Origin of the sequence: Bacillus sp. WP8, assembly GCF_000800825.1 — a bacterium.
GTDB classification, from domain to species: Bacteria; Bacillota; Bacilli; order Bacillales; family Bacillaceae; genus Bacillus; species Bacillus safensis.
Map to the genome: position 1 here is coordinate 3,208,425 of NZ_CP010075.1, position 23,890 is coordinate 3,232,314.

The window sequence follows — 23,890 nt, forward strand, 5'->3', positions numbered from 1 at the left end:
GTCTGCTTTAGGGCAGTAATGTTTATCCGTAATCCTATTATCATCGATCATTTTCTCGCTCTTCGGAACTTCATTATATCACAACGCCTATAAAAGGTTAAGAAAATGTAAAGACAAACTATTTCCAATTTATTGGGCGCAGGAGGAAAAGTCCGAGGAATCAATGTTTCACAGAGGATCGTCCATTTGAATTGATGAAAATGTCATGAAATTTAAAGGTTTGTAAAGTTATTGTTAATATTTCATGGAGCATCTGTGATAAAATGATGAGTAGGCGAAGAATGAATTTACAATGAACGTTCATAGATAACAAGTTAAAAAGGAGGTCTAAACAATGCAAACAGAAGTGGTCTCTAACCTTTCTTATGTAAACGGCGACTTAGATGAATTTATCAGCTATATGAACCAGCATCATATTTCTCAGAAAAGAGGCGCCATGATTGCAACTGTCAATCCAGAGATAGGCTATGCCGTCATGAAGGATCATGCGTACCATCAAGTCGTCTCATCTGCGGATTATGTACTGCCGGATGGCGTAGGCGTCGTGTTGATGTCTCGCATGACCCAAAGTCCGCTTAAGTCAAGAATTGCCGGCTTTGATGTCTTCATGTCTATGCTTGATCTAGCAAACAAGCAGTCTAAAAGAATCTTTTTATATGGTGCGAAAAAAGAAGTGCTTGAGGCTGTGAAACAGCGAATTGATACGGAATATCCAAATGTGGTCCTTGCCGGAAGCTGTGACGGCTATCAAGCTGATAAACGTTTCGTAGCGAAGCAAATCGCGCGCTCGAAACCTGATATGGTGTTCGTTGCATTAGGTTATCCAAACCAGGAGAACTTTATTTACGAATACCGCCATTTATTCCCGCAGGCTGTTTGCATCGGTTTAGGCGGAAGCTTTGATGTATTTAGCGGAACGGTGAAGCGTGCACCACGCTGGATGATTAAGACAAATACAGAATGGCTGTATAGATTGATTGTGAATCCATGGAGATGGAAACGAATGCTGAATATTCCTAAGTACGCTTTTGCCGTATTGAAGGAAAGCAAAGGGAAAAAACGTTACTATCCTGAGCAGGTAAAGGATCAGACGAAGCAGCTGTAAGAGACTGACAAATGATGAATATACGCTCAATGATGATTTCATGTTACGCAGCTTTTATTTCTTTCATTGGATGGCTGATGAGCGGCGTGAAACCGCGTGAAAACCAGGTGACGCTGCTTGTTTCGTTCCAAGAGAATGCGGCTGCTCTCATTCATACTTATCAACAACAGGCGAACATGACAATGAAGCTTACTGTCCTCTATACGAAGCATGCTTCTGCGATAGAAAAGGACGGGCCTCATCTGTCATTTCGCTATTTTCATGAAAAAAATCCTCTCCATCTCATTCAATGTATGTATACGATGTTTAAAAGCAAGGTTGTCGTGACGGATAATTACTTTCTCATGACGAGTGTGCTTAGAAAACGGCCTTCTACCACCTGTATTCAAGTATGGCATGCCAATGGCGCTTTGAAAAAGTTCGGGCTTGAAGATGCTTCAAATTCTGAACGAAGTCCCCGTGACATCGAGCGCTTCAAACGTGTCTATGCGTCTTTCGACTATATCGTAACAGGCTCAGATCACATGCGTGAGATTTTCAAGACCTCGTTTGGAGCCAATGATGAACGCTTTTTACCAACTGGTGTACCACTGACGGATCTGTACTATGAACAGCATCAGCCTTCCTTAAAGCTGAATGATATCCCAAAAGGGAAAAAGATCCTGCTCTATACACCGACCTATCGAGACTTTGCAATGGACAGTCTTGTCCTGCCTTTTTCAAAAGAGCAATTGCAAACTGAGCTGAATGGCGATTATATTCTGCTCGTCAAGCTTCATCCTGCAGTCAAACATTTAGCGAAAGCAGGAACAGACGGTGAATGGATATTTGATGTGTCCGATCAGCCGCTCTATCCATTGCTTTGTGCTTGTGATGTCCTAGTGACAGATTATTCGTCGATTGTGTTTGAATATGCACTGCTCGAAAAGCCTGTCTTGTTCTTCACTTATGACTTAGACACTTATCGGGAGAAACGCGGCTTAGTTGATCGGTATGAAGACATCATTCCTGGAAAGGCTTGCGTCACACAGGACATGCTCTTGCAGGAGCTTTTACACCTAAACGGATCAACCAATAAAGAACGAATCAAAACCTTTGCTGAGGAATGGAACCAATATTCAAAGGGACAATCAAGTCAGCAGCTCCTTTCATTCATTGAACAGCAGCTGCTCTTACAAAAAAAACGTCCGGCTTCTCAATAGGAAGCACGGACGTTTTTTTATTTGTTATACACTGGGATATCGTAATACAGCGTATAGTCATCAAGCAGGTTATACAAACTATACATACGAGTGACTTGCTTAGAAGCCCAGCCAATATCTGTTGCATATTGATGAGTTGCTGTAGCAGACCAGCGCATTTTATAAATCGTATCTTGTTTGTATGTCGCATTATTGATGTAGCTGTTGCCAATGAATTTTGCCCCGCCAATAATCGCAGCCTCTGGTGTGAACCATTGCTGTTCATACGCATACTTTGCACCGAGATAATTCGGATTGCTGTCATATGCACCAATGCCATACATGTTATATACTTTCTTTCCATTAAACATTGTACCATTCGCTAGAATGGAACTTCCGTTACCCGTTTCAAGCAACGCATGAGAAATAAGATAAATTTCGTTGATATGATACGTTTTTGCTGCTGTAATAAAGGCTTGTCCTTTTCCAGCAAGAATCCCTTTGCCTGCTAAAATCTTTGTATTGACCTCTGCCGGATTGAGATTCGCAGCTTCAGAGAGTTTCAGAAATTGAAAATAAGATTGCGTGCCTTCTGCAATATTGGCTGGATCTACATATTTTTGCACCTCTGCTGCACTTGCATTTCTCCAGCCGAGGTTGATCCTGATCCAGTTTCCTTCTTTTCCAAGCTGTTTCACTTTTGCTCCTTTATTCAGCTGTGCGACAATGTTGCTTGCAGAGCTTGAATCAGGTGTAGAACGGACATTTAAGCCATCCGTATTCACTGTCGATGTTGCTTGGTCTACATATGCTGCATAGACATAGGCCGCACCATCTGTCTGTGGTGACACCTTCATTTGTTTGTTTACCATCTCATTGACAGTGAGGTTGTAGTTCGTTTGCATGACCATTGGGCCATTTTTAATTTTTACGGCTGTGGCAGTCCAACCATATTGGCTTTTCACAAATGCTATCGCTTCATTTACAGTTGGTAATCCTGTAAATTGCTGCGTAATGTTGATTTTGTAAGTTGGTTTCGTTGTTGTTGTATACACAGCGGTTTCATTCCGTTTTTTGAAAAATGCCATGCCTTGGTCACGCAGTGCAGCTGTTGAGATGGCACCTGTTTTGATCTGATATTGAGCATAATCGACTGCGCCTGTTTTTTGTGCAGCAGCCTTCATTTTTTGTTTCGTCAAATAGCTGAGTGCTTGATTCAGTTTTGTCTGATTCACTGTCGGCTCTGTCGTGATACGGTATTGCTTGACCGCTTCTGTCAGCGTTTTTGTACTGCTGGCAATACCATTTTTCTTGATGATCTCTTGAGCCTGCTTCACTTTAGTTTGTTCAAATACAGGTGTTGTCTTAAGACTATATGTTTTGCTGACAGCCTGTCCCTTACTTGTCTTGATGCTGCTTGTCACCTTCTGCGTTTTTAAGTATGCAGCACCTTTATTCACTTTCGCTTGGTCCACTGCTTGATTGACGACGAGTCGATATGTGCTGTCTGATACCTTGCCTGTTTTTTTCGTTGTCGCAGATACTTTTTTCTTTTGGAAGAAAGCCGCTGCTTTTTTCGCTTGATCATCTCCTAAAAGATTCCCCGTCACTACTTGATATGGCTGTGTAGAAGAAATCTTTTTAGATGTGTAGCGCCATTTCTTTTTCTTGAAAAAAGCTATCGTTTTTGCGTAAGCTGTATCGTTTAATTGATTGAGCTTTACGATATAATTTTTTGTTTTTCCCACTCGCTGCACAGTACCTGCAGCACCGGTTTGCTTCTTAATTTGAGCCGCAGCTGAAGCTGCTTGTTTGTTGTCTTTGAAATAGCCTGATTCCAAGCTGTAGACATTTTTTAAGGCACCTGTCTTTTGAATCTTCCCGCTGATTTTTGCTTCTTTTTGCAGCTGAGTAAGGAGTGTCTGTGCTTTCGACTGGTTCGCTTGTGCAGCGGATGTGACGATGTAATACGGCTTACCCGCTGTTACCGTTTGAAGCACTGGTTTTAAACCGGATGCCTTCTGAAAACCTTGCAGAATGGTATTCGCCTTACTTTGTCCAACAATACCACTTGAAATCAGCTGATATACAGTGCCAGCTTTGTTTTCGGTTTGGTATGTACTGGTGACGCCTGCCTGCTTTTGCAACTCGGTTTGAATATTTTTCACTTTCGTTTCAGAATCAATGGTTCCTGATATGACCTGATAAGAAGGCCTGCTTTGATTGATAACTTCATAGGAGCTATTGAGCCCAGATGTTTTTGTTAGCTCAAGTGAGAGCTTTTTCGCCTGACTTTCATCATTGACTGGGTCAGATACGACCTTTTGTAAAGGAAGGCGGTCACCTACTGGAGACACCGTACCGCTCATGCCCACCTCTTTTTTTAATGCAGCTGCACTTGCACTCGCTGCTGCTTGTGACTCATATCCTGAGGCAGTGAGCTGATAGCTCGACGTATTTCCTGAGGTTTGGTAAGTGGCTGTCCACTTTTTGTCCTTCTTCAGTGTTTCCACTGCTTTTTTCACTTCTGCTTCTGTTGTAAATACCTTTGTGGTGTTCATCGTATAAATGGATTGGTCGACATAGGAGGCTGCTTGCGCTTCTTTACCCGTGTGTAATGTCATACCAAAGGCAGCTGCGAGTAACATAATCTTGATGGTTTTTTTCATGTTCCCTGTCCCTCTCTTAACTTTGCATAATAGTCTACTAATCTCTTTATCGACAGAATCACCTAATTATTTTAACAACAAAAGACTCATTATATTTATATCTTTCTATGAAAAATGACATATTCAGGATATTTTTCACCTAAATATCATTTCATCATCTTAAATTTCCATTAAAGATTTAGTATCATATTAATTTCTCATTAAAGATATGGTATCATATAGCATCATTTGTATTTTTTTATCGAAATTTTTAAATTCACTTGTCTGTATATCACAACAAATTTTTGACTTTTTAAAAAGGAATGTTAAAAGGAGTCACAATCATGAATAAAAAGATCATAAAAAGGAACAAAAAGATTTTAAAAAGGAAAATAAACTTTCTAAAAGACCCTTTAAGGAATTTTATTAAAGATAAAAGACACCAAAGGAATAACCTATATGCATACTATTATCAACATCTTGATGTTGTTGATAAAACCGTACTTTATGAATCTAGAGATGGTAAAAGCATGACCGATAGTCCTTTAGCCATTTTTGAATATTTGCTTCATCAGCCAAATTTTAAAGACTATACTCATATTTGGTCTATTGAAGACTTTGAAACATTAGAACCAATTTTAAGTAAGTATAGAGATGACAAAAACGTGATTTTTGTTAAAAGGAACTCTAAAGATTATTTGAAATATTTAGCCACTGCAAAATATTTAATCAATAACTCTACTTTCCAACCATTTTTTATATGTAAAGAAGATCAAGTCTATATTAATACGTGGCATGGTACACCATTAAAGTATATGGGCTTTGATATCCCAGGAAATCCTGCACATTCTCAGAACGTATTAAGAAATTTTTTAAGCTCAGACTATCTTATTAGCCCAAATGAACATACAACAAGCATGTTCTTAAATAGTTATAAGTTGAAACACATTTTTTCAGGGAAAGTAATAGAAGAAGGATACCCAAGAATTGATCTAACATTAAATACTGATCCTCTCGCATTTAAAAAAAATCTTCAATCTTTTGGAGTTAGCCTATCTTTAGAGAAAAAAACTATTGTATATGCACCGACATGGAAAGGGACGAATGTTGGTAAGGTTAAAAATAATTTAACTCAGATCACTTCTGACCTGAATTACTTACAAGAACGATGCGGTCAAGAATTTAATATTCTTCTTAAGCTTCATCCATTTCTTTATCACCAAGCAAGTCGATCAACGGAATTACAAGGCCGGCTTATACCGGATTTTATTGATACAAATGTGCTTTTAAGTGCGACCGATTTATTGATCACTGACTATTCGAGTATATTCTTTGATTTTTTAGTTACAAATAAACCAATCCTATTTTATATGTGGGACGCAGATGAATATAACGAAGAACGGGGAATGTATTTTAATCTTGAAAACCTTCCAGGACCTCGTGTCTATAATATAAGAGATTTGGCAGAATCAATTGGTCGAATAAAGGAAATAAATTTAGAATTCAAAACCAAGTATGAGCAGTTTAAACATGCCTTCACAAAGTACGACGATGGTAAAGTGACTGAAAGAGTAGTTGAGGCTATCTTCAATAATGAGACTGAAACCGTTCGCTGCATCGATACTCATAATAAAGTGAAAGAAAAGATATTGATATATCCAGGAGGTATGAAAAATAATGGTATTACTTCCTCTTTCATTAACTTAACTCAAAATATTGATTATGATAAATATGATGTGAGTTGTTATATGAGTACACCAAACTCAAAAGAAGTATTAAATAATATTGCAAAAGTCAATAAAAATGTCAGATTTATCTTCAAGCCAGGCTTACCTGTATATACTCTGCAAGAAGTTTATAAAGATAAATTAATTCATAATCGCGGAGCAAAAGGGAAACTAGAAAAAAGACTCTATCCACAAGAAGCTTATTCCAGAGAATTCAAGCGCCTATTCGGAAAATCCACTTTTGATCATGTGATTGATTTTAGTGGCTATAGCTTATACTGGGCTAAATATCTCGTTTCTGCAGATGCGAAAACAAAAATATGTTTTATGCATAATGATCTTCTCTCTGATAGCGAAAGAACGATTAACGGTAAGAAACCTCATAGAATTAATCTGAGAGGTTTATTCACCATATATCATAAATTCGATAAGTTAGTGAGTGTCTCTAAAGGGACGATGGAGTTAAACAAACAGAATTTATCTCAATATGCAGAAGAAAGTAAATTTGATTATGTAATGAACTCTATTAACCCAGACAAAATTTTAGGAACAGAATTAACTTCTAGCGAAGAAGAAGATACAAGCCTAATCATATCGAACAAACCTTTTAAATCCAGGGCGAAAATTTTAAGCAGTAAACACGATAAAATACTCCCTACATTAGTTGAAAGTAATTATTCCACTTTTTCAGCTAAAGAATTTGAAAATAAAGTGGTCATGATTACAAGAAAAGCTGTAACAAAACAAAACGAAGTTTTATATAAATTCACTTATGAAGATCATGTGGTGGGATGGTTAAATAAAGAAGCGTTTAAGATTCTACCAGATAGCATTATATATGAAGAAGAAGTTCATAAACTAGCAGTGATTGCATCTCCTAAGCGCAATAATATTTGGACAAAACCCTATAAAACGAAGGGAATTAAAAAGGTTTCTTCTAGCCATCCATATAAGAATATTATGGTGGAAATAGATAGAGAAGCTAGAACTGAACGTTCCGTCTATAGCAGATTTTATATTAATAAACAACTAATTGGCTGGATAGATTCCTCAGCACTAAAAATACTGAAAAATTACGAAGTTAATAGTGATCTCCCTGAAGATAAACAAGCATTGATCGAAAAAGAAAAGCACACATTATTAACTGAAAATTACCATAAACATGAAGAATTTATTCACTCTTTGAATAATAGAACACTTTTAGAAAGAAATTTAAACAAGCAAATGAAGATTGTTCATACAGAAAATCATAAAGTATGGTCTAAAGCATATCCAAATTTCGGTTATGCTGAAGTCTGCAGCGCTGATCTCTATAAAGATGCGATCGTAACTGTAATCAAGAGCCATAAAACCAGCACATCTACCTATTATCAATTTTCTTATGATGGAAAAGTGATTGGGTGGTTAAACGTAAAAGCATTTAAACAATTAGACCCTCAATCTATTTTAAATCGTAAAGAAGTGAGTTATTCTGCCTTGCTTCATTTGAATGAGTTTAAAATTTATAATAAAACAAATGAAAATACACGGTTTCAAGTCGTGGAAGATTATTATCTATATAATCAAAAAGAAGTTGATGTCACTGAAGAGGTCACCACACCTATCTCAACATACTGTGCAATAGAGCTCAATAATGAAAAAATAGGCTGGGTAGATAAAAAAGCACTTGAAATCATTGAAATTCGCGGGTTCCAGATAGGAAATGAGTTTGTTCCTTATCCATCAAAACATCACTATAATTTTGTTAATATGGGACGCTTATCGCCAGAGAAAGGACAAGATAATTTAATCACTGCGTTTAAGCAACATGTCGAAACAAACGCAAATAGCAGGCTATATATTCTCGGTGATGGTCCACTAAAAAATGACCTTCAAATGTTAATAGAACAATTTGAATTGCAAAACCATGTGTTCTTAGTAGGCCAAGTTGAAAACCCATTTACCATCCTAAAAATGTGTAATTGCTTTGTTTTATCTTCACATTATGAAGGTCAGCCAATGGTCCTTTTAGAAGCAATGACACTAGGAATGGATATTTTAGCGACAGATATCGTTGCCAATAGGACTGTTTTAGAGAATGGTAAATACGGGGCTCTAGTCAATAATAGTATTGATGGGCTTATAGAAGGTTTAAACAACTTTAGCTCTCAGGCACACACTTCTTATGCTCCATTCAATTATAAAGAGTATAATAAAAAAGCAATGGACACTTTTTATAAAGTTCTAAACTAACCTTTCTATATTTGTAATAAAAAAGACTTTCAAGCTGTTTTTTATGCTTGAAAGTCTTTTCATTTTTATATATGCGACACAATCAGTTCACAAGATCCTTCAATTGAGAAGCTTCCTGTTTCAGCCGGCAGAATAAAATGAGCGCCCTTTGGCAATGGATATGTGTTTCCGTCATGCTCTAAAGATCCTTCTCCATTAATCACACTGCATAGCAAAAACGGATAATCCTGCGAAAGCTCTACTTTTTGATCAATTTCCCATTTATACACAGAGAAGTATTCTGCTTCGACAAATGTACGAATGGTCACTCCTCGGCGTGTTTCAACTGATTCATCTGCATAACCGTCTACATGAGGAACCGTCGTGACATCAATTGCTTGTGCAAAATGAAGTTCACGTTCGTTGCCATCCTGGTCTTTTCGTTCATAATCATATACGCGATAGGTTGTATCTGAGCTTTGCTGCGTTTCAAGGACAAGCGTTCCTTCGCAAAGCGCATGAATAGTACCGCTTGGCACATAATAAAAATCACCAGGCTTAATTTTCACCCGCCGCAAAAGACCTTCCCAATCTCCGCTATTCATCATGGTGACAAGCTCAGTTCTTGTTCTTGCATTGTGCCCATAGATCATTTCCGCTCCTTCTTTGCAGTCAATGATATACCAGCACTCTGTTTTTCCAAGCTCGCCATTTTCATGTCTTTCCGCATAATCATCATCTGGATGTACTTGAACGGACAAGTCTTGGTTTGCATCTAAAATTTTGGTTAACAGCGGGAAGCGATCGCCTTCTATCCCCCCGAACAATTCTCTATGATTGTCCCAAAGTTCGATCAGCGTTTTCCCTTTATATGGACCGTCTTGCACGACACTTGGTCCGTTTGGATGAGCAGAAATTGCCCAGCATTCTCCCGTTTGATCAGAAGGAATATCGTAGCCAAATTGATCCCTTAAGGCTGTACCTCCCCATATTCTTTCCTTCAATTCAGGCAGTAAAAAAATTGGTGACTGCTTCATTCAGGATGACTCCTCCCTTTGCTACCCTTTGATAATCCTTACCTAGCTTAATGAAAACTAGTAAGTCTCAACTTTTATTATGACGCTATCTAAAGAGAAGTCAATCCTTTCAGTACACCGAATGAAAACGATAACACAAAAATTGTTTTACCCTTTGACAGAGCCTGCAAGAAGCCCTTTGACAAAGTATTTTCCAAGAAGAATATAGACGAGTAGTGTCGGCAGCGCAGCCAATATCGCTCCTGCCATTTGGACGTTCCATTGCACGATTTGACTGCCTGATAGATTTTGCAAGGCAACCATCACCGGCTGATGCTCCGCAGTGGTCATCGTGACTGCAAATAAAAATTCATTCCACACATTTGTGAACTGCCAAATGGCGACCACAACAAATCCTGTGATCGAAAGCGGAAGAATCATATATCTGAAAATCCCGATAAACCCTGCGCCATCCATTTTCGCCGATTCAATCATTTCATCTGGGATGCTCACATAGAAATTTCGGAACATGAGCGTTGTGATCGGAAGTCCGTATACGACATGGACAAGCACAAGCCCTGGAATTGAATTATACAATCCGACTTCACGCAAAAATTGAATAAGTGGAATTAGAATACTTTGATATGGAATAAACATCCCAAAGAGCATCAGCGTAAAGACGACTTCTGATCCTTTAAAACGCCATTTTGATAATACATAGCCATTCATTGCACCTAATACAGCTGACAGTAAAGTAGCAGGAATGACTAGATAAAGAGAATTCATTAAATTAGGCGCCAGCTTTTCAAACGCGATTTGATAGCTTGAAAAATCGATTGTGGATGGCAGCGACCACATTCGTTCAAGGGTGACTTCACCTAATGGCTTCAAGCTTGTGACGAGCATGACATAAACTGGCATCAAAAAAAATAGACTGCACAAAATCAATAAAGCATAAAGAACTGGACGGACAAACCATCTGGCTGTCATGATGAAGCCCCCTTCCGGCTCGACAGGAGGTATGGCACGATAAAGACCGCAACAGAGACCAGCATGACAATCGCAATGGCGGCACCGCCTGCATAATGGTTTCCTCTAAAGGTCATTTCAAACATATACACGCCCGGGACATCGGTGACAAAGTTCGCACCCGGTCCTGTCATCGAGTAAATCAAATCGAAAATCTTTAATGAAATATGAGCCATGATGATAACAACACTTGCAGTAATCGGTTTTAAAAGAGGAAAAATGATTTTCCAGTAAATCTGCCACTCCGATGCACCATCCATTCTAGCAGCCTCTCTTACTTCCTCTGGAATTCCTCGCAGACCCGCCAAATACATTGCCAGAGAGAAGCCTGTCATTTGCCAAACAGCTGCAATCACGACGGCAATCATGGCCGCAGGTACACCAAACTCAATTTTCCCCCAGACAAATCCGGCCAAAATGTTCGTATCCGTGTACCATTTAGGCTGGATACCGAGCGTTTTCAAAAATAAATTCACCCCTGTTGACGGGTTTAAAATCCATTGCCATACAACCCCTGTGACAACGAAGGAAAGGGCCATCGGAAAGAAGAATAAATTCCGAAAAAGAGATTCCCCCTTGATCTTCTGATCTAGTAAAATCGCAAGTGCAAGACCAGAGACAATGACAGCCCCAATAAAAAATAGAGTAAAAAAGACCGTGTTTCGAAGATCTGACTGAAAGCGGAAATCTTGAAACAGCATGGCATAATTGCGAAGACCTGCGAAAGAGAAATCAGGAACAAGCGTGGTCCAGTTTGATAATGACACATATCCTGTCCAGCCAATAAAGCCGTAAACAAAGATGAATAATAAAACCGCTGACGGGGCTAAAAAGAGCAGCGCCAGCAGCTGATCTCCATTCCATTTTTTCCGCATACGTTTGACCTTGGGCATAGATGTTTTTGTCATCGGCGATGTGTCCATGCGCATGAAGCTACACTCCTTTTAAAAAAGAGGCGGTGCCTAGCCGCCGCCTCTTTCGTCTTTATTTCATTGCATCTTTTAAAGATGATACAAACTGGCTGCTGTCTTTTTGTGTCACGAAGATATTGACGGCTTGATTCGCTTTCGTCACAAACCCTTCTTCAGCAGCTGAGCCATGAGCAAGAGACGGCGCCAGCTTAGACTCTTTAAATGCCTTCATCGCCGATTTTCCGTATTCATCATATTTTGATACGTCTGCATCCACACGTGCTGGAATCGATCCTTTTAGCGGATTAAACGCATCCTGTCCTTCCACAGATCCTAAAACAGATAAGAATTTCTTCACGTTTTCTGGCTGTTTCACACCCTTTGGCAGTCCGAATGTATCGGTGATCACCATAAAGCTTCCTTCCGTTCCAGGAGTCGCCGTGTATCCAAAGTCTTGATTCACCTTCAAATCAAGATCATTCACAAAGTACCCCTTCGCCCAGTCACCCATGACATTCATTGCAGCTTCGCCTTTTGCCACGAGCTGTGAGGCATCCTGCCAGTTACGTGAGCTGTGATCATCATTGACGTATTCGAGCATGCGCCCAAAGATGTCTGCCGCTTCCTTCACTTTCGGGTCATCCATTTTCATGTCGCCAGCCCAAAGTTTTTGATAACCATCTGCCCCTAATACACCAAGCAAAACACTTTCAAACAAATGAGTCGCTGCCCAAGGCTCCTTATCTCCAAGCGCAAGTGGCGTGATCCCTTTTTTCTTTAATGCATCTGCTGTTTTGAAAAATTCATCAAATGTCGCTGGCGGCTCTAAGCCTGCATCATCAAATACCTTCTTGTTATACCAAAGCACATTGCCCCTGTGAATGTTCACTGGCACGGAATAGATTTTTCCATCTTTGCTGACAAGATCAATCAGTGATTCTGGAAATTTGTCTTTCCAGCCTTCTTTTTCATATAAATCATCCAGCGGCTCCATTTTGCCTGCCGCGACCCAGCTCTCATTCAGCTCCGCCCCGCCATGCACTTGAAACGTAGCAGGCGGATCATTCCCCTGCATACGGCTAGTCAGAACAGCCTTTGCATTCGTACCAGCACCACCTGCGACAGCTGCATTTTCAATTGGAATATCTTTATTCTTCTCTTCAAACAACTGGATGAGTGCCTTTAGCCCGTCTTCCTCACCCGCTCCTGTCCACCAAGAGAAAATTTCGAGCTTTTCCGTTCCGCCTTCTTTTTTTGCCTCTGAGTTCGTCGATGAACTGCAGGCAGTAACGATCAGCATACAGAGTGCAAGCAGTGTAAAGCCTAATTTGACCTTCATGATTGATCCCCCATCCCTATTTTGTAAGCGTTATCAAAATAAGTATAATGGCAGATCCTTGCTTTTTTTCAGGCAAACTTCTGCACTTTTTTATGAAATTCTTCATTTTTTTACGGCCTGTTTTCGATATTCCTTCGGTGAACAGCCGACCATCTTCTTAAACACACGGCTGACGTAATTAGGATCTGTATATCCTGCTTGATAGGTAATTTCTTTTAAGCTAAGCGAGCTGTCCTTGAGGAGCTTTTTGATTTTATCCAGCCGGCAGGTTGTCACATACTCTTTAAATGTCAGACCCGTCTCGTCTTTAAAACGTTTTGTGAAATAGGTTGGACTTAAATCAACATAAGCGGCTGTTTGCTCAAGTGTGATCTGTTCACAATAATGCGTTTTGATGTAACGTTTTGCCCGCTCAATGTCATTGATGGTCTGGGTTCTCGCTTCATACACGTCAAATAGGTGTTCACAGCACTGACGGCATTCAGCTGCGGTGCTGATTGTCAATATCGATAGATCTGTACGGAGACGTGATTTGAAGAGAATCAGCAGTTCCTTTACCTGTGAAATCGTCGCTCCCTCTAATTGAAAGGCATCAAATAAAGCCAGCGCATCCTCTCTTCTCCCTTCCTCGAGCGCCTGCATCATGCTGTCTGCAAGCTCCGGCAGATGAATCAATGGACCGGGCTTTATGTCTGTTTGGTAAAAACCATAACGAACAACGCCGCCACTCTTTTTTCGCTGATAATAGGAAAGCTTCGCCTCTGCTGCACTTTTCTGAAGATGAAGCGGGTTTGAGACTGGGTGCCCTATGCCAACGACAGGTGAAGGCTGACCATTTGTCATGGCAGCTCGAATGGCTTGCAGCAACTCTGCCTTAAGCTGACCTGGTCCTTGCTGACTATAAATGAAGCATGTAAACAGTTCACCCCCCATCTGAACCGGCACCGTATGAAATTGTGCAGATTTCTGTAAATCGTTCAACAGCTGATCCCCGCCCGTCCGCTGCACCGCGATGATAAGACCTGCTTCATATTCGGAAAATAGTTGTTGAAACTCCATGGAGGTATAGGATTGACCGTTCATGATATGGGCTTCAAGCCACTTTGACTGCTGATCGGCCGCTGCCGCCTGCCGCTGAGACGCCTCCTGCTTTATTTCTGCTGCTACAAATCGAATGGCTGCGATGGTTTCGTCTTTATCAGCTGGTTTAACAAGGTATTGTTTCACCCCTTCTTGCATCGCTTGCTTGGCGTAATCGAATGTATCGTAGGCTGTCAGCATAATGAATTTTGTATGAGGACTGCTTGCTTTGATCTGTTTGATCGCTGTCAGTCCATCCATGCCAGGCATCTGAATATCCATGAGCACAAGATGAATGGGCTCAGATCGCACGAATTCAACCGCCTTCTTTCCATTTTCCGCTTCTCCTGCTATATGACACTCTGGAACCCATTCGGTTAAGAACTTCCGCATCGCTAGTCGTTCTATTTTTTCATCATCGACAATCAGCACGTTCAGCATGCCGGTCCCTCCTTCATCGGAATAGCCAATTGTATGGTGGTGCCTTCGTTTGGCTTTGAATCAATTTGAAGGGCATTTTGCACCCCGTAAAACAAACGCAGTCTTGACATCACATTTCGAAGACCAATTCCTGTCGAGTGGCCTTTACTCAGGATGTTCGGATCTTCCTCTTCTTTTTCTGATAGCAATCTTCTTTTCTCCAATTCATTGATGCCCATCCCATTGTCCCGAATCCGAATCATCACATAGCCGCCTTCTTGATAGATTGAGAGCTCAACAAGTCCCTCTTCCTCCTTTGGTTCGACGCCATGAATGAAGGCATTTTCGACAAGCGGCTGTAAGGTGAGACTTGGGATATGTACAGATAAACACGACTCATCGATGGACGTTTTGCACGTAATACGGTCGGCAAATCTCGTTTCTTGTATATGAAAATACTCTTTTACCACTTTCACTTCTTGTTCCAATGTAACGGATGTACTCAGAGCAGACAGCGAATACCGCATCAGCGTGGAAACGGATTGAATCAATCTCGATGTGGCTTCCGCTGATTCTAAGTAAGCCATCCGCGAAACGATGTTTAATGTGTTAAATAAAAAATGCGGGTTCATTTGGTTTTGCAGCGTTTTTAGCTTCATGTCTTTGATTTTTTGATCCAATGCTGCCTTTTGTTTGATCTCTTCAATCATCATTTTCATCTCTTGCCGCATTCGCTGAAAGGCTTCATTTAAAACAGAAATTTCATCCTTTGAGGTGACATGCAAATTCGCTCCATCAAAATTTCCTTCTGATACTTCTTTTACGCTTCGGGACAGATGAACAATGGGTCTTGATATCCCGCCAGCAATCATATAAGCCATCCATAATGCGACCCCGATTGATAACGTAAACAGGCACAAGGTAAAGAGCGCATAGGTATGATGCCTTTTTTGAAGAGATTGATAGAGTACTTGATATTCAGATAATTCATCATCAAGCAGGGTCATCGTCTGCTCTTGTATATAGGAGGAGACGGTTCTCACTTCCTTCACACTTGCAGCATATTCTTCGATTTTCCCTTCTTTTACATGTGTCATGGTCGCATCACTTTCATTGATGAGCGTCCGTATCATATATTGATATTTTTCAATCGATGGAATCGCAGCATGAAGCCCGGCATCCTTTCGCAGCGCTTGATCGTAGGATTTCATTTTTTGTTTTGACGTAAGGTATTCTTTGGCAAACTTCCGATCCTTTTCAATGGCATAGGCATTGACTTTTTCATACATCGTTTTTGCTTCTGTCGATATATCATTGAGCAGCAGAAAAGAACGGAAGCTCCGGCTATATTCTGATGTGATTTTTGAACTGCTCCAGTAGACAAAAAAAGCGGCTACGTTGCCAAGAAGCACAAGGATTAAAAATGCCAATAACAGCTTACTTCGAATCTTTCTCATGGCTGCATCCCCTGCTTTCTGTCTGTTTGCTGAAGAGGCAGATCCCCGCGCCGGATCACACTCGTTCCCGTGTACTGAAGCGGTTCTTCTTTTTCACCTTTTTGCAAACGAACAAGCGATTCCACCGCTTGATAGCCCATTTCATAAGGATGCTGCACGACCACGGCATCAATCGTTCCATCATCAAGCGCCTGAATCGTATCAGGCAATGTGTCAAATGCAAGCACATAAAAATCAGTGGATGATTGGTACTGTGCGATTGCTTGAATGATGCCTGCACCATCTAATGCACTTGTGCCATAAAATGCGGTGAGCTTCGCATGATCGTTTAATAGTTTATAAGCGGCACCTGAGGCACCTGACTTCGTAATGGCTGATTCTTCTATTCCAGCAATATGAATGCGTTTTTCAGCGGAGACGGCATCTCGAAAGCCTTTGACGCGCAGCTTTTGATGAATGGCATCCAGCCTGCCTGTGACAATTCCTACATACTGTTCACCTTTTGTATCTGCGATGAGTGCCTGCCCTGCGATAAAGCCTGAATAGTAATTGTCCGTTCCTACATACACTTGACGCTTGCTCCCTTCTGCATCCGTATCGACGGTGACGACATCAATTCCTTTTTCCCTCGCCTTCTGAAAAAGCGGTTTGTATTTTTCCGCATCAAGTCCCTGCGTCATAATGCCGTCAACATGTCCAGCAATCGCCATATCAATGGTTTTCAGATGATCGTCTACATCCGCTTGCTTTGGGCCCAAATATTCTAGATACACGTGATGAACGTCTGCCGCATCAGCCGCACCCTTTTGTACAAGCTGCCAATATTCGTTATCAAGTTCCTCCGGTACAAGGACAAAATGGTATTGATACGTTGACGCTGTTTTATCGGAAGCGCTTTCAATTTTAAATAAATCTTGACCTAATAACGTTAAAAAGATGACAGAGACCGCACAAAATGTGAGAAATGCGCTCATTCCGATCCACTTAGATAATTTCACCGTATCCTCCTCCTTTTCACTATTTCCGCATAAAAAAAGAGCTGCTTATAAGCATACTCTCTCGACCTCTATAATTCCTTTGTCATAAATAAACTGTTTGGATCTTCTTGATATGTACCAAAAGGCGAGCAATACTGAAACCCAGCGCTTTCATATAGTTTTCTTGCTGGTTCAAAGAAAGCCATTGCCCCTGTCTCTAAGCTGACACGTGTATACCCGCGCCGTTTTGCCTCTTGGAGAAGATGATTCAGCATATACCTCGCTACACCTTTCCGCATATGGAGGGCTGCAGTTCTCATCGATTTGATTTCCCCATGTTCACTTGACAGCTCCTTTAACGCTCCGCAGCCAAGAAGCTCCTCTCCATCTCGCACACTCCACACGGTGACATCCTGTTTTTTTAAATCAGTTAATGGAAGGGCGTGAATGCTTTCTGGCGGCGAATGCTCCTTCATTTCTTCTATATGTGCAGTAATCAGCTGATCAATTCGTCCATCCGTAAGTTCATCTTGTAGAATATACATTTCCATCACTCCTTCACGATCATTGTACGTGAAGAGTTGAATGGTTATCTGCTGTTATGTGAGATAAACGAACAAACAACTGGCATCTACAAGCCAATTGTTTGTTCGTTTTACAAGTATTTATGAGGAAAGAACGGCTTGTAATTCCTCTGCTGTACTGTTTTCAAGCTGACTTCCGACACCGACAGCCACCGCGCCTGCTTGAAGCCAGTTCGGAACATCAGCTGGATGAATGCCACCCGTAGGAATAAATTCAATCTCTGGAAATGGACCTTGCAGGTTTTTCATATAGGATAAACCGAAGGAGCCGATTGGGAAAAGCTTGAGCAAGCCGTAGCCATCTGCTTTCGCCTGCATGATTTCACTTGGGGTGAGAACCCCTGGTACATAGAGTGTGTCGTAAAATGAAAGATGTTCTCCAATCATAGGAAGATATCCTGGACTAACGATAAACTGTGAGCCTGCCTCAACAGCCGATTGTGCCTGCTCCAGAGTCGTAATCGTTCCAGCTCCTACAATGAGGTCTTGCTCCTGCTGAAAGGATGCGATGATGCGTTCAGCATTTGGCGTGGTATACGTCACTTCAATGGCACGGACCCCTTTTTTCTTTAAACGCTCAATCATTTCAATGCCTTCTCTTTCACTACCCGCTCTCACCACTGCGATCAACTTACAAGACGCGAGCTGCTTTTTAACGCTCAAACTTGCTGACTTCCCCATATCTCTCATCCCCTTTCATGTAATCCCGCCTTTTATATCGTTTGGCTTCTTTCATAAAAGCTTGAAGCTCCTCCCGGGTAGGCAGTCCATCCTTATCTCCAGGAGACATCACTGCAAGTGCCCCGACTGCATTGCCTCTTGTCACGGATTTTTCATTTGATAAGCCGTCAAGTAAGCCGCTGATGACCCCCACTGCAAATCCATCACCAGCTCCAACTGTATCTACGACATCCTGCACATAAAATCCATTCACCATTCCTTGTCCGGCTGCACTTTTATAAAAGGCACCTTCTGCCCCTAGCTTAATGACCACTAGCTTGACGCCTTTTTGCAAATAAACATCTGCAATTTCTTCTGGCTCGTGACAACCCGTGAGCCTTTGCCCTTCTGCAAGACCTGGAAAAAACCAATCCACTTGCGAAGCGATTTGATTCACCGTCTGAATCATGTCCTCCTCCTCTTCCCATAGCTGAAGCCGAAGATTTGGATCAAATGAAATGGTTTTGCCCGCTTCTTTCATTTCTTGAAGGGCACGAATAGAAAACGCTCTCATTTCACTGGATAGGGCAGGCGGAATACCAGTCATATGAAGGTGGCCTGCCTGTTTGAAATAAGTGACGGGAAAGTCACTTGGACTCATTGTGCTCGCAGCAGAGCCTTTCCGATAATACGTGACGTCAGGGTCTCCATCGATCACTTTTGATTTAAGTAAGATCCCCGTTTGAGACCCATCATTTGAACGGAGCACTGCACTTGTATCGACCCCTTCTTTTTGAAGCTCTTCTAAAATAAATGTGCCAAGTGAATCTGCTCCGACTTTGCTCATCCAGCCCACATGAAAGCCCAGCCTCGCCAAACCGACAGCCACGTTACTTTCTGCACCAGCAAGCGCCTTTTGGAATGTATGCACTTGATGAAGCTCCCCAACTTCCTTTGCATAAAACATCGCCATTGATTCCCCAAATGTGACCGCATCCAATGCTTTCACTCATTTCTCCCCTTTCTTGGTACCGGTTTCAAATCAGTTGAAAAAGAGAGAGCATGCACGTCTGTATACTCTTCTCTGCCTATCATTTATAAAGATTTCCTTACAATGATTTCACCATCAAGCTGAATCGTTTGGGGCGCACTTTCATCCCCTTCAAGCCGTGTCTTGATTTTTTGCATGGCTGCTTTCCCCATTTCATGAGATGGCTGGGCAACCGTTGTGATTCCAGGTCCAATCAGCTTATACCATTCTGTATCATCAAACCCTGCAATACCGATCTCATCAGGAATCTTCATCCCAAGCTCTACAAGTTCACTAATCAGCTTCAGCATGAGTAATCCATTGCCTGCTAAAATCGCTTTTTTCTGTTCGTTTGATTGTAGAAAACGGACAATCTCTTCGCGCATTTGTTCCTTTTGCTTTAAATCAATTTCTGCAATGATTGGCTTCTTATGTTTACTCAAAGCTGTCTGTTCATATGCTTCCTTTCGTTCTTCACGAGGACTGATTCCATCGACGGGCTCAGTAAAGAATGCGATGTGATCATAGCCTTTCTCATACATTTGTTGAAGCAGCCGGATTGTGATATCACGGTTGTTCGTGGTCACTGTGTCGACTTTTAGTTCAGGCAGCTTCCGGTCCACAAGAACAATCGGCACACCGTTTTTCTTAAACTCCTCCAGAATGTCATTGTTCTGTCCTGTCGTATTGATGATGAGCCCTTCAATATAATGTGCATTCAGTTTAAGGAGCATTTCCCGTTCTTTTTCTGGACGATTATCTGTGTTGCACACCATGATGCTGTATCCATATTCATCACAAATCTCTTCAACTCCGCGAAGTGTTGCCACAGAGAATGGATTCGTAATGTCGGCTACAATAAACCCAATGACCTTGCTTTTTCTGACTTTTAGTCCTTGAGCAAGCTGACTCGGACGATAATGGAGTTCCTCAATGGCCTTCTTGATTTTTTTTACCTTTTCAGATGAAATTTCATTTGTTCTGCCATTGATATATCTGGATACAGTTGATTTTGAGACCCCTGCATAAGCTGCTACTTCATTAATGGTCACTTTCGTTTGCTTTTTCTCTTTCATTCAAAAAACTCCCACAATTGATCTTCTCATTTGGTTCGGTACCGATTTCAAATAAACTTAAAAAGAGCATATCATAATTATTTGCATTTCAGAAGATTTTTTTGCTTGATGATGGCAAAAATTCGTTTAATTAGAGAAAAAGAAAGCGATTTCAAATAAACGGTTGACGGCGCTCTCTTTTTCCTCTAGAATTTTCCTTGAAACCGATACCAAATAAATATCAATATTTGTTTCAGATGGAAAGGGAGGCTTATCCAAATGGAAAATCGTTATGCTGTACATCCTGAACAGGTCAAACGTTTTACAACAGAGGAACTTCGTCGTCATTTTCATATACCTACGCTATTTGTCAGTGGTGAATTAAAGCTCTATTACTCACATGAGGACCGCGTGGTGATTGGCGGAGCCATGCCAGCAGCAGAGCCGATCACACTAGATGCTGGGGACTTTTTACGGACGGAGTATTTTCTTGAAAGACGTGAAATCGGGATTGTGAATGTCGGCGGACAAGGAACGGTCACTGTTGATGGTGAGGCCTTTGTGCTGGAGCATAAAGATTTCTTATATATTGGTCTTGGTCACAAAGATGTACAGTTTGCTAGTTCATCAGGCGACGAGGCCAAGTTCTATCTAGTTTCAGCCACGGCTCATAGAGCGTACCCTACACAAAAAGCAGCCATCGCTGAATTAACACCAAACCACTTAGGGGAAGCAGCTGCTTCCAATGTACGAAACCTGTATCAAGTCATCCATGCAGACGGCATCCAAAGCTGTCAGCTCATGATGGGAATCACTCAGCTGCAAACCAATAACACGTGGAACACGATGCCTGCTCATATTCACGATCGCCGGATGGAAGTGTACTTATATCTTGATATCGAAGAGGATGCACGAGTCTTTCATTTTATGGGGGAGCCATCTGAAACAAGACATCTTGTTGTGGCAAATGAGGAAGCAGTCATTTCACCTGCCTGGTCCATTCATTCAGGTTCAGGTACAGCGAATTATTCATTTATTTGGGCAATGGCGGGCGAAAACTATACGTTCAAAGATATGGACTTTGTCCCAATGGATCAGCTGAGGTAACGAGGGTGATGACATCATCATATGCAGCGTCCCTCTTTTCCCTTGAAGGAAAAACAGCACTTGTAACAGGTCCTGGAACCGGTATTGGGCAAGGTATTGCCGTGGCGCTTGCCCAATCAGGTGCAGATATCATCGGCACATATCATCACACACCGCTTGAAGAAACAAAGGCACTTATCGAACAGGCAGGCCGATCATTTCATGCGGTTCAAGTTGACTTTTCTAACCCTCAGTCTGCAAAGCAGGATGTCGACGCCATATTAAAGAAGCACACGATTGATATTCTAATCAATAATGCTGGAACCATTAAAAGAGAGCAGGCGGCTCACTATTCAGAGGAAGATTGGCATACGGTCATGGATGTGAATATCAACAGTCTCTTTTTCCTCACGCAAAAGGTTGGACAGCAGATGCTGAAAAACGGGCAAGGGAAAATCGTCAATATCGCCTCCCTTCTATCGTTTCAAGGCGGCGTCTTTGTCCCCGCTTATACAGCAAGCAAGCATGCTGTCGCAGGGCTGACGAAAGCTTTTGCCAACGAATGGGCGAGCCAGCATATTCAAGTGAATGCGATTGCGCCTGGGTATATTGCAACCAATAACACACAGGCCATTCGTGACGATGAAAATCGAAATGAAGAGATTCTGAAACGAATCCCTGCCGGGCGCTGGGGAAAACCTGAGGATCTAGCCGGTGCTGCTGTTTTCCTTAGCTCACCAGCTTCTGATTATATGAACGGCCACATTTTAGCTGTTGATGGCGGCTGGCTTGCGAGATAATAAGACGAGAGAATTCCTATTCGGGGATTCTCTTTTTTCTATTTGCATAATTCTCCACCTTCCGAGTCACTCTATAAAAAAACATGTGATGAGGGTGAGGTATTATGAAAAGTCGCATTGAACAAGATATAGCGTCCGTCATTAAGCGTGTCAAAAGCTTTGCCGGAAGAAGTGATGATATCGTGTTCCACTCTTTTTCATTTGGTCCTTCCACTATTTCTGGATGTCTCGTGTACGTTGAAGGACTCACAGAATTTGAGATGCTTTCTAAGCAAATCATTTCACCAATGCAAAAGGAACTGGACATCACTGAGGTTGGTTCTACTACACTTTCCTCCCTTTCAAAAACGTTCTTTGGCATTCAAAGTGATGTGCTGGATGATATGAACCTTGCCATCGAGCAGTTATATAGCGGCAAGGCTATTTTATTTGTAGATGGAGCGGATCAAGCACTTGCACTCCATACAAATCTTTTTCAATTTAGGGAAGTAGAAGAGCCGCAATCTGAAGTTCTTGTAAGAGGACCGCGGATCGGATTTATTGAGAATCTTGAAAAAAACACGGCTTTACTCCGTGAACGGGCAAACGACCCAAATCTTGTGATTCAAAAGGTGAGTATCGGTACTCGCAATAAAAAATCCGCTGCCCTTGTGTATGTTCGTGATATTGCTGATCCTATACTAGTAGAAGATGTTCTATCACGCATGGCCGAAATCAAAATGGATGACATCCCTGAAACTGGCTATATTGAACAGTTGATTGAGGACAGTCACATCTCCATTTTCCCACAGATTCAAAACACAGAACGTCCTGACCGGGTGATTGCATCTGTGCTAGAAGGCAAAGTCTCAATTTTGCTCGATGGGACTCCTTTTGCCCTCATTTTACCTATGACACTTACAACATTGATGCAATCACCAGAGGATTATTATCAGAGGTGGACAAGCGCGACTCTTTTGCGTTTACTTCGTTATATTGCCGTGCTGCTCACGATTTTTTTACCCGGGCTTTACATTGCACTTGTCTCTTATCATCCCGGTTTATTACCGACAAGAATGGCACTCACCATCGCAGGCAGCCGGCAGAATGTTCCCTTCCCTCCTGTTGTCGAAGCCATTCTCATGTCTTTTACGATAGAGCTGCTGCGGGAAGCTGGACTACGGCTTCCAAGAGCCATCGGACAGACAATTGGGCTCATTGGCGGGGTTATTATTGGTCAGGCAGCTGTTCAAGCCAATATCGTCAGTGCCTTAATGGTGATTATTGTGTCGCTGACCGCACTGGCTGACTTCACGGCACCGTCATATGACTTTAGTTTCCCACTGCGTATTTTGCGGTTTATGGCCATTTTTAGTTCAGCACTGTTTGGATTATACGGTTTAATCATGTGTTATTTATTTGTGCTTTGTCACTTGATGCAGTTAAAGACCTTTGGTTTTGACTATTTCACACCTGTGTTGTCTTCACCGTTTTCAGATTTAAAGGATACGTACGTTCGTTTACCAATCGGTCTATTTAAATCCAGACCAAAAACAGCAAAAATAAAAAATCTCAAAAGACAAGGAGATTAAACG

18 protein-coding genes are annotated in these 23,890 nt (G+C 41.5%); 6 read left to right on the forward strand and 12 right to left on the reverse strand.

The features are described from left to right. Nucleotides 1–334 precede the first annotated feature (334 nt). Both QR42_RS16240 and QR42_RS16245 read left to right on the forward strand, forming a co-directional pair. Entirely contained in the window at nucleotides 335–1,105 is a 771-nt protein-coding gene (locus tag QR42_RS16240) for a WecB/TagA/CpsF family glycosyltransferase (RefSeq protein ID WP_039181899.1), read from the forward strand. Between the two features lie 11 nt (nucleotides 1,106–1,116). Then, nucleotides 1,117–2,307, forward strand: a complete 1,191-nt coding sequence (locus tag QR42_RS16245; RefSeq protein ID WP_084096443.1) for a CDP-glycerol glycerophosphotransferase family protein — start codon at nucleotides 1,117–1,119, stop codon at nucleotides 2,305–2,307. A gap of 17 nt (nucleotides 2,308–2,324) precedes the next feature. On the opposite strand, the gene QR42_RS16250 is transcribed toward QR42_RS16245, so the two are convergent. Further along, nucleotides 2,325–4,955, reverse strand: a complete 2,631-nt coding sequence (locus tag QR42_RS16250) for a glucosaminidase domain-containing protein (protein ID WP_039181902.1) — start codon at nucleotides 4,953–4,955, stop codon at nucleotides 2,325–2,327. 323 nt (nucleotides 4,956–5,278) lie between these two features. Between QR42_RS16250 and QR42_RS16255 the strand changes: the two genes are divergently transcribed. Then, on the forward strand, nucleotides 5,279–8,893 hold the full coding sequence (locus tag QR42_RS16255; RefSeq protein WP_039181905.1) for a CDP-glycerol glycerophosphotransferase family protein: 3,615 nt from the start codon (nucleotides 5,279–5,281) through the stop codon (nucleotides 8,891–8,893). 65 nt (nucleotides 8,894–8,958) lie between these two features. On the opposite strand, the gene manA is transcribed toward QR42_RS16255, so the two are convergent. From manA to QR42_RS16310, 11 genes are all read right to left on the reverse strand, one after another. Continuing rightward, nucleotides 8,959–9,909, reverse strand: coding sequence for a mannose-6-phosphate isomerase, class I (manA, locus tag QR42_RS16260; protein ID WP_039181907.1), 951 nt, complete (start codon nucleotides 9,907–9,909; stop codon nucleotides 8,959–8,961). A gap of 147 nt (nucleotides 9,910–10,056) precedes the next feature. Beyond that, nucleotides 10,057–10,878, reverse strand: coding sequence for a carbohydrate ABC transporter permease (locus QR42_RS16265; protein ID WP_039181910.1), 822 nt, complete (start codon nucleotides 10,876–10,878; stop codon nucleotides 10,057–10,059). Then, nucleotides 10,875–11,846, reverse strand: a complete 972-nt coding sequence (locus tag QR42_RS16270) for a carbohydrate ABC transporter permease (protein ID WP_200885522.1) — start codon at nucleotides 11,844–11,846, stop codon at nucleotides 10,875–10,877. Before QR42_RS16270 ends, QR42_RS16265 begins: the two co-directional genes overlap by 4 nt. Nucleotides 11,847–11,901: 55 nt before the next feature. After that, nucleotides 11,902–13,167: an ABC transporter substrate-binding protein gene (locus QR42_RS16275; protein ID WP_039181911.1), complete on the reverse strand. Its 1,266-nt coding sequence runs from the start codon at nucleotides 13,165–13,167 to the stop codon at nucleotides 11,902–11,904. Nucleotides 13,168–13,269: 102 nt separating this feature from the next. Continuing rightward, nucleotides 13,270–14,688 carry a response regulator gene (locus QR42_RS16280; RefSeq protein WP_039181913.1) on the reverse strand — a complete coding sequence of 473 codons (1,419 nt, stop codon included), beginning with the start codon at nucleotides 14,686–14,688 and terminating at the stop codon, nucleotides 13,270–13,272. Continuing rightward, nucleotides 14,682–16,124, reverse strand: coding sequence for a sensor histidine kinase (locus QR42_RS16285; protein ID WP_039181916.1), 1,443 nt, complete (start codon nucleotides 16,122–16,124; stop codon nucleotides 14,682–14,684). Before QR42_RS16285 ends, QR42_RS16280 begins: the two co-directional genes overlap by 7 nt. Then, nucleotides 16,121–17,122, reverse strand: coding sequence for a sugar-binding protein (locus QR42_RS16290; protein WP_039181918.1), 1,002 nt, complete (start codon nucleotides 17,120–17,122; stop codon nucleotides 16,121–16,123). Before QR42_RS16290 ends, QR42_RS16285 begins: the two co-directional genes overlap by 4 nt. Nucleotides 17,123–17,190: 68 nt before the next feature. Then, nucleotides 17,191–17,646, reverse strand: a complete 456-nt coding sequence (locus QR42_RS16295; protein ID WP_039181920.1) for a GNAT family N-acetyltransferase — start codon at nucleotides 17,644–17,646, stop codon at nucleotides 17,191–17,193. A 120-nt stretch (nucleotides 17,647–17,766) separates the two neighbouring features. After that, nucleotides 17,767–18,366: a bifunctional 4-hydroxy-2-oxoglutarate aldolase/2-dehydro-3-deoxy-phosphogluconate aldolase gene (locus QR42_RS16300; protein ID WP_039181922.1), complete on the reverse strand. Its 600-nt coding sequence runs from the start codon at nucleotides 18,364–18,366 to the stop codon at nucleotides 17,767–17,769. After that, the gene (locus QR42_RS16305) at nucleotides 18,338–19,354 is read right to left on the reverse strand and encodes a sugar kinase (protein ID WP_039181925.1); all 1,017 of its coding nucleotides are present in this window, start codon (nucleotides 19,352–19,354) and stop codon (nucleotides 18,338–18,340) included. The genes QR42_RS16300 and QR42_RS16305 overlap by 29 nt, the downstream gene beginning before the upstream one ends. A gap of 86 nt (nucleotides 19,355–19,440) precedes the next feature. Further along, on the reverse strand, nucleotides 19,441–20,451 hold the full coding sequence (locus tag QR42_RS16310; RefSeq protein WP_039181927.1) for a LacI family DNA-binding transcriptional regulator: 1,011 nt from the start codon (nucleotides 20,449–20,451) through the stop codon (nucleotides 19,441–19,443). Nucleotides 20,452–20,709: 258 nt separating this feature from the next. On the opposite strand from QR42_RS16310, the gene kduI reads away from it, so the two are divergent. The 3 genes from kduI to QR42_RS16325 all read left to right on the forward strand — a co-directional run bounded on the left by kduI (nucleotide 20,710) and on the right by QR42_RS16325 (nucleotide 23,887). Then, nucleotides 20,710–21,537: a 5-dehydro-4-deoxy-D-glucuronate isomerase gene (kduI, locus tag QR42_RS16315; protein ID WP_039181931.1), complete on the forward strand. Its 828-nt coding sequence runs from the start codon at nucleotides 20,710–20,712 to the stop codon at nucleotides 21,535–21,537. 8 nt (nucleotides 21,538–21,545) lie between these two features. After that, nucleotides 21,546–22,316, forward strand: a complete 771-nt coding sequence (kduD, locus tag QR42_RS16320) for a 2-dehydro-3-deoxy-D-gluconate 5-dehydrogenase KduD (protein ID WP_039181933.1) — start codon at nucleotides 21,546–21,548, stop codon at nucleotides 22,314–22,316. 104 nt (nucleotides 22,317–22,420) lie between these two features. Then, nucleotides 22,421–23,887, forward strand: coding sequence for a spore germination protein (locus tag QR42_RS16325; protein WP_039181936.1), 1,467 nt, complete (start codon nucleotides 22,421–22,423; stop codon nucleotides 23,885–23,887). Nucleotides 23,888–23,890: the final 3 nt, after the last annotated feature.

What these genes read in the sequence shown, in the direction of transcription:
- QR42_RS16325 (WP_039181936.1), top strand. Translation starts at nt 22,421, where the DNA reads ATGAAAAGTCGCATTGAACAAGATATAGCGTCCGTCATTAAGCGTGTC.
- QR42_RS16310 (WP_039181927.1), bottom strand. Translation starts at nt 20,451, where the DNA reads ATGAAAGAGAAAAAGCAAACGAAAGTGACCATTAATGAAGTAGCAGCT.
- kduD (WP_039181933.1), top strand. Translation starts at nt 21,546, where the DNA reads ATGACATCATCATATGCAGCGTCCCTCTTTTCCCTTGAAGGAAAAACA.
- QR42_RS16270 (WP_200885522.1), bottom strand. Translation starts at nt 11,846, where the DNA reads ATGCGCATGGACACATCGCCGATGACAAAAACATCTATGCCCAAGGTC.
- QR42_RS16295 (WP_039181920.1), bottom strand. Translation starts at nt 17,646, where the DNA reads ATGTATATTCTACAAGATGAACTTACGGATGGACGAATTGATCAGCTG.
- QR42_RS16275 (WP_039181911.1), bottom strand. Translation starts at nt 13,167, where the DNA reads ATGAAGGTCAAATTAGGCTTTACACTGCTTGCACTCTGTATGCTGATC.
- QR42_RS16250 (WP_039181902.1), bottom strand. Translation starts at nt 4,955, where the DNA reads ATGAAAAAAACCATCAAGATTATGTTACTCGCAGCTGCCTTTGGTATG.
- kduI (WP_039181931.1), top strand. Translation starts at nt 20,710, where the DNA reads ATGGAAAATCGTTATGCTGTACATCCTGAACAGGTCAAACGTTTTACA.
- manA (WP_039181907.1), bottom strand. Translation starts at nt 9,909, where the DNA reads ATGAAGCAGTCACCAATTTTTTTACTGCCTGAATTGAAGGAAAGAATA.
- QR42_RS16245 (WP_084096443.1), top strand. Translation starts at nt 1,117, where the DNA reads ATGATGAATATACGCTCAATGATGATTTCATGTTACGCAGCTTTTATT.
- QR42_RS16265 (WP_039181910.1), bottom strand. Translation starts at nt 10,878, where the DNA reads ATGACAGCCAGATGGTTTGTCCGTCCAGTTCTTTATGCTTTATTGATT.
- QR42_RS16240 (WP_039181899.1), top strand. Translation starts at nt 335, where the DNA reads ATGCAAACAGAAGTGGTCTCTAACCTTTCTTATGTAAACGGCGACTTA.
- QR42_RS16300 (WP_039181922.1), bottom strand. Translation starts at nt 18,366, where the DNA reads ATGGGGAAGTCAGCAAGTTTGAGCGTTAAAAAGCAGCTCGCGTCTTGT.
- QR42_RS16255 (WP_039181905.1), top strand. Translation starts at nt 5,279, where the DNA reads ATGAATAAAAAGATCATAAAAAGGAACAAAAAGATTTTAAAAAGGAAA.
- QR42_RS16285 (WP_039181916.1), bottom strand. Translation starts at nt 16,124, where the DNA reads ATGAGAAAGATTCGAAGTAAGCTGTTATTGGCATTTTTAATCCTTGTG.
- QR42_RS16280 (WP_039181913.1), bottom strand. Translation starts at nt 14,688, where the DNA reads ATGCTGAACGTGCTGATTGTCGATGATGAAAAAATAGAACGACTAGCG.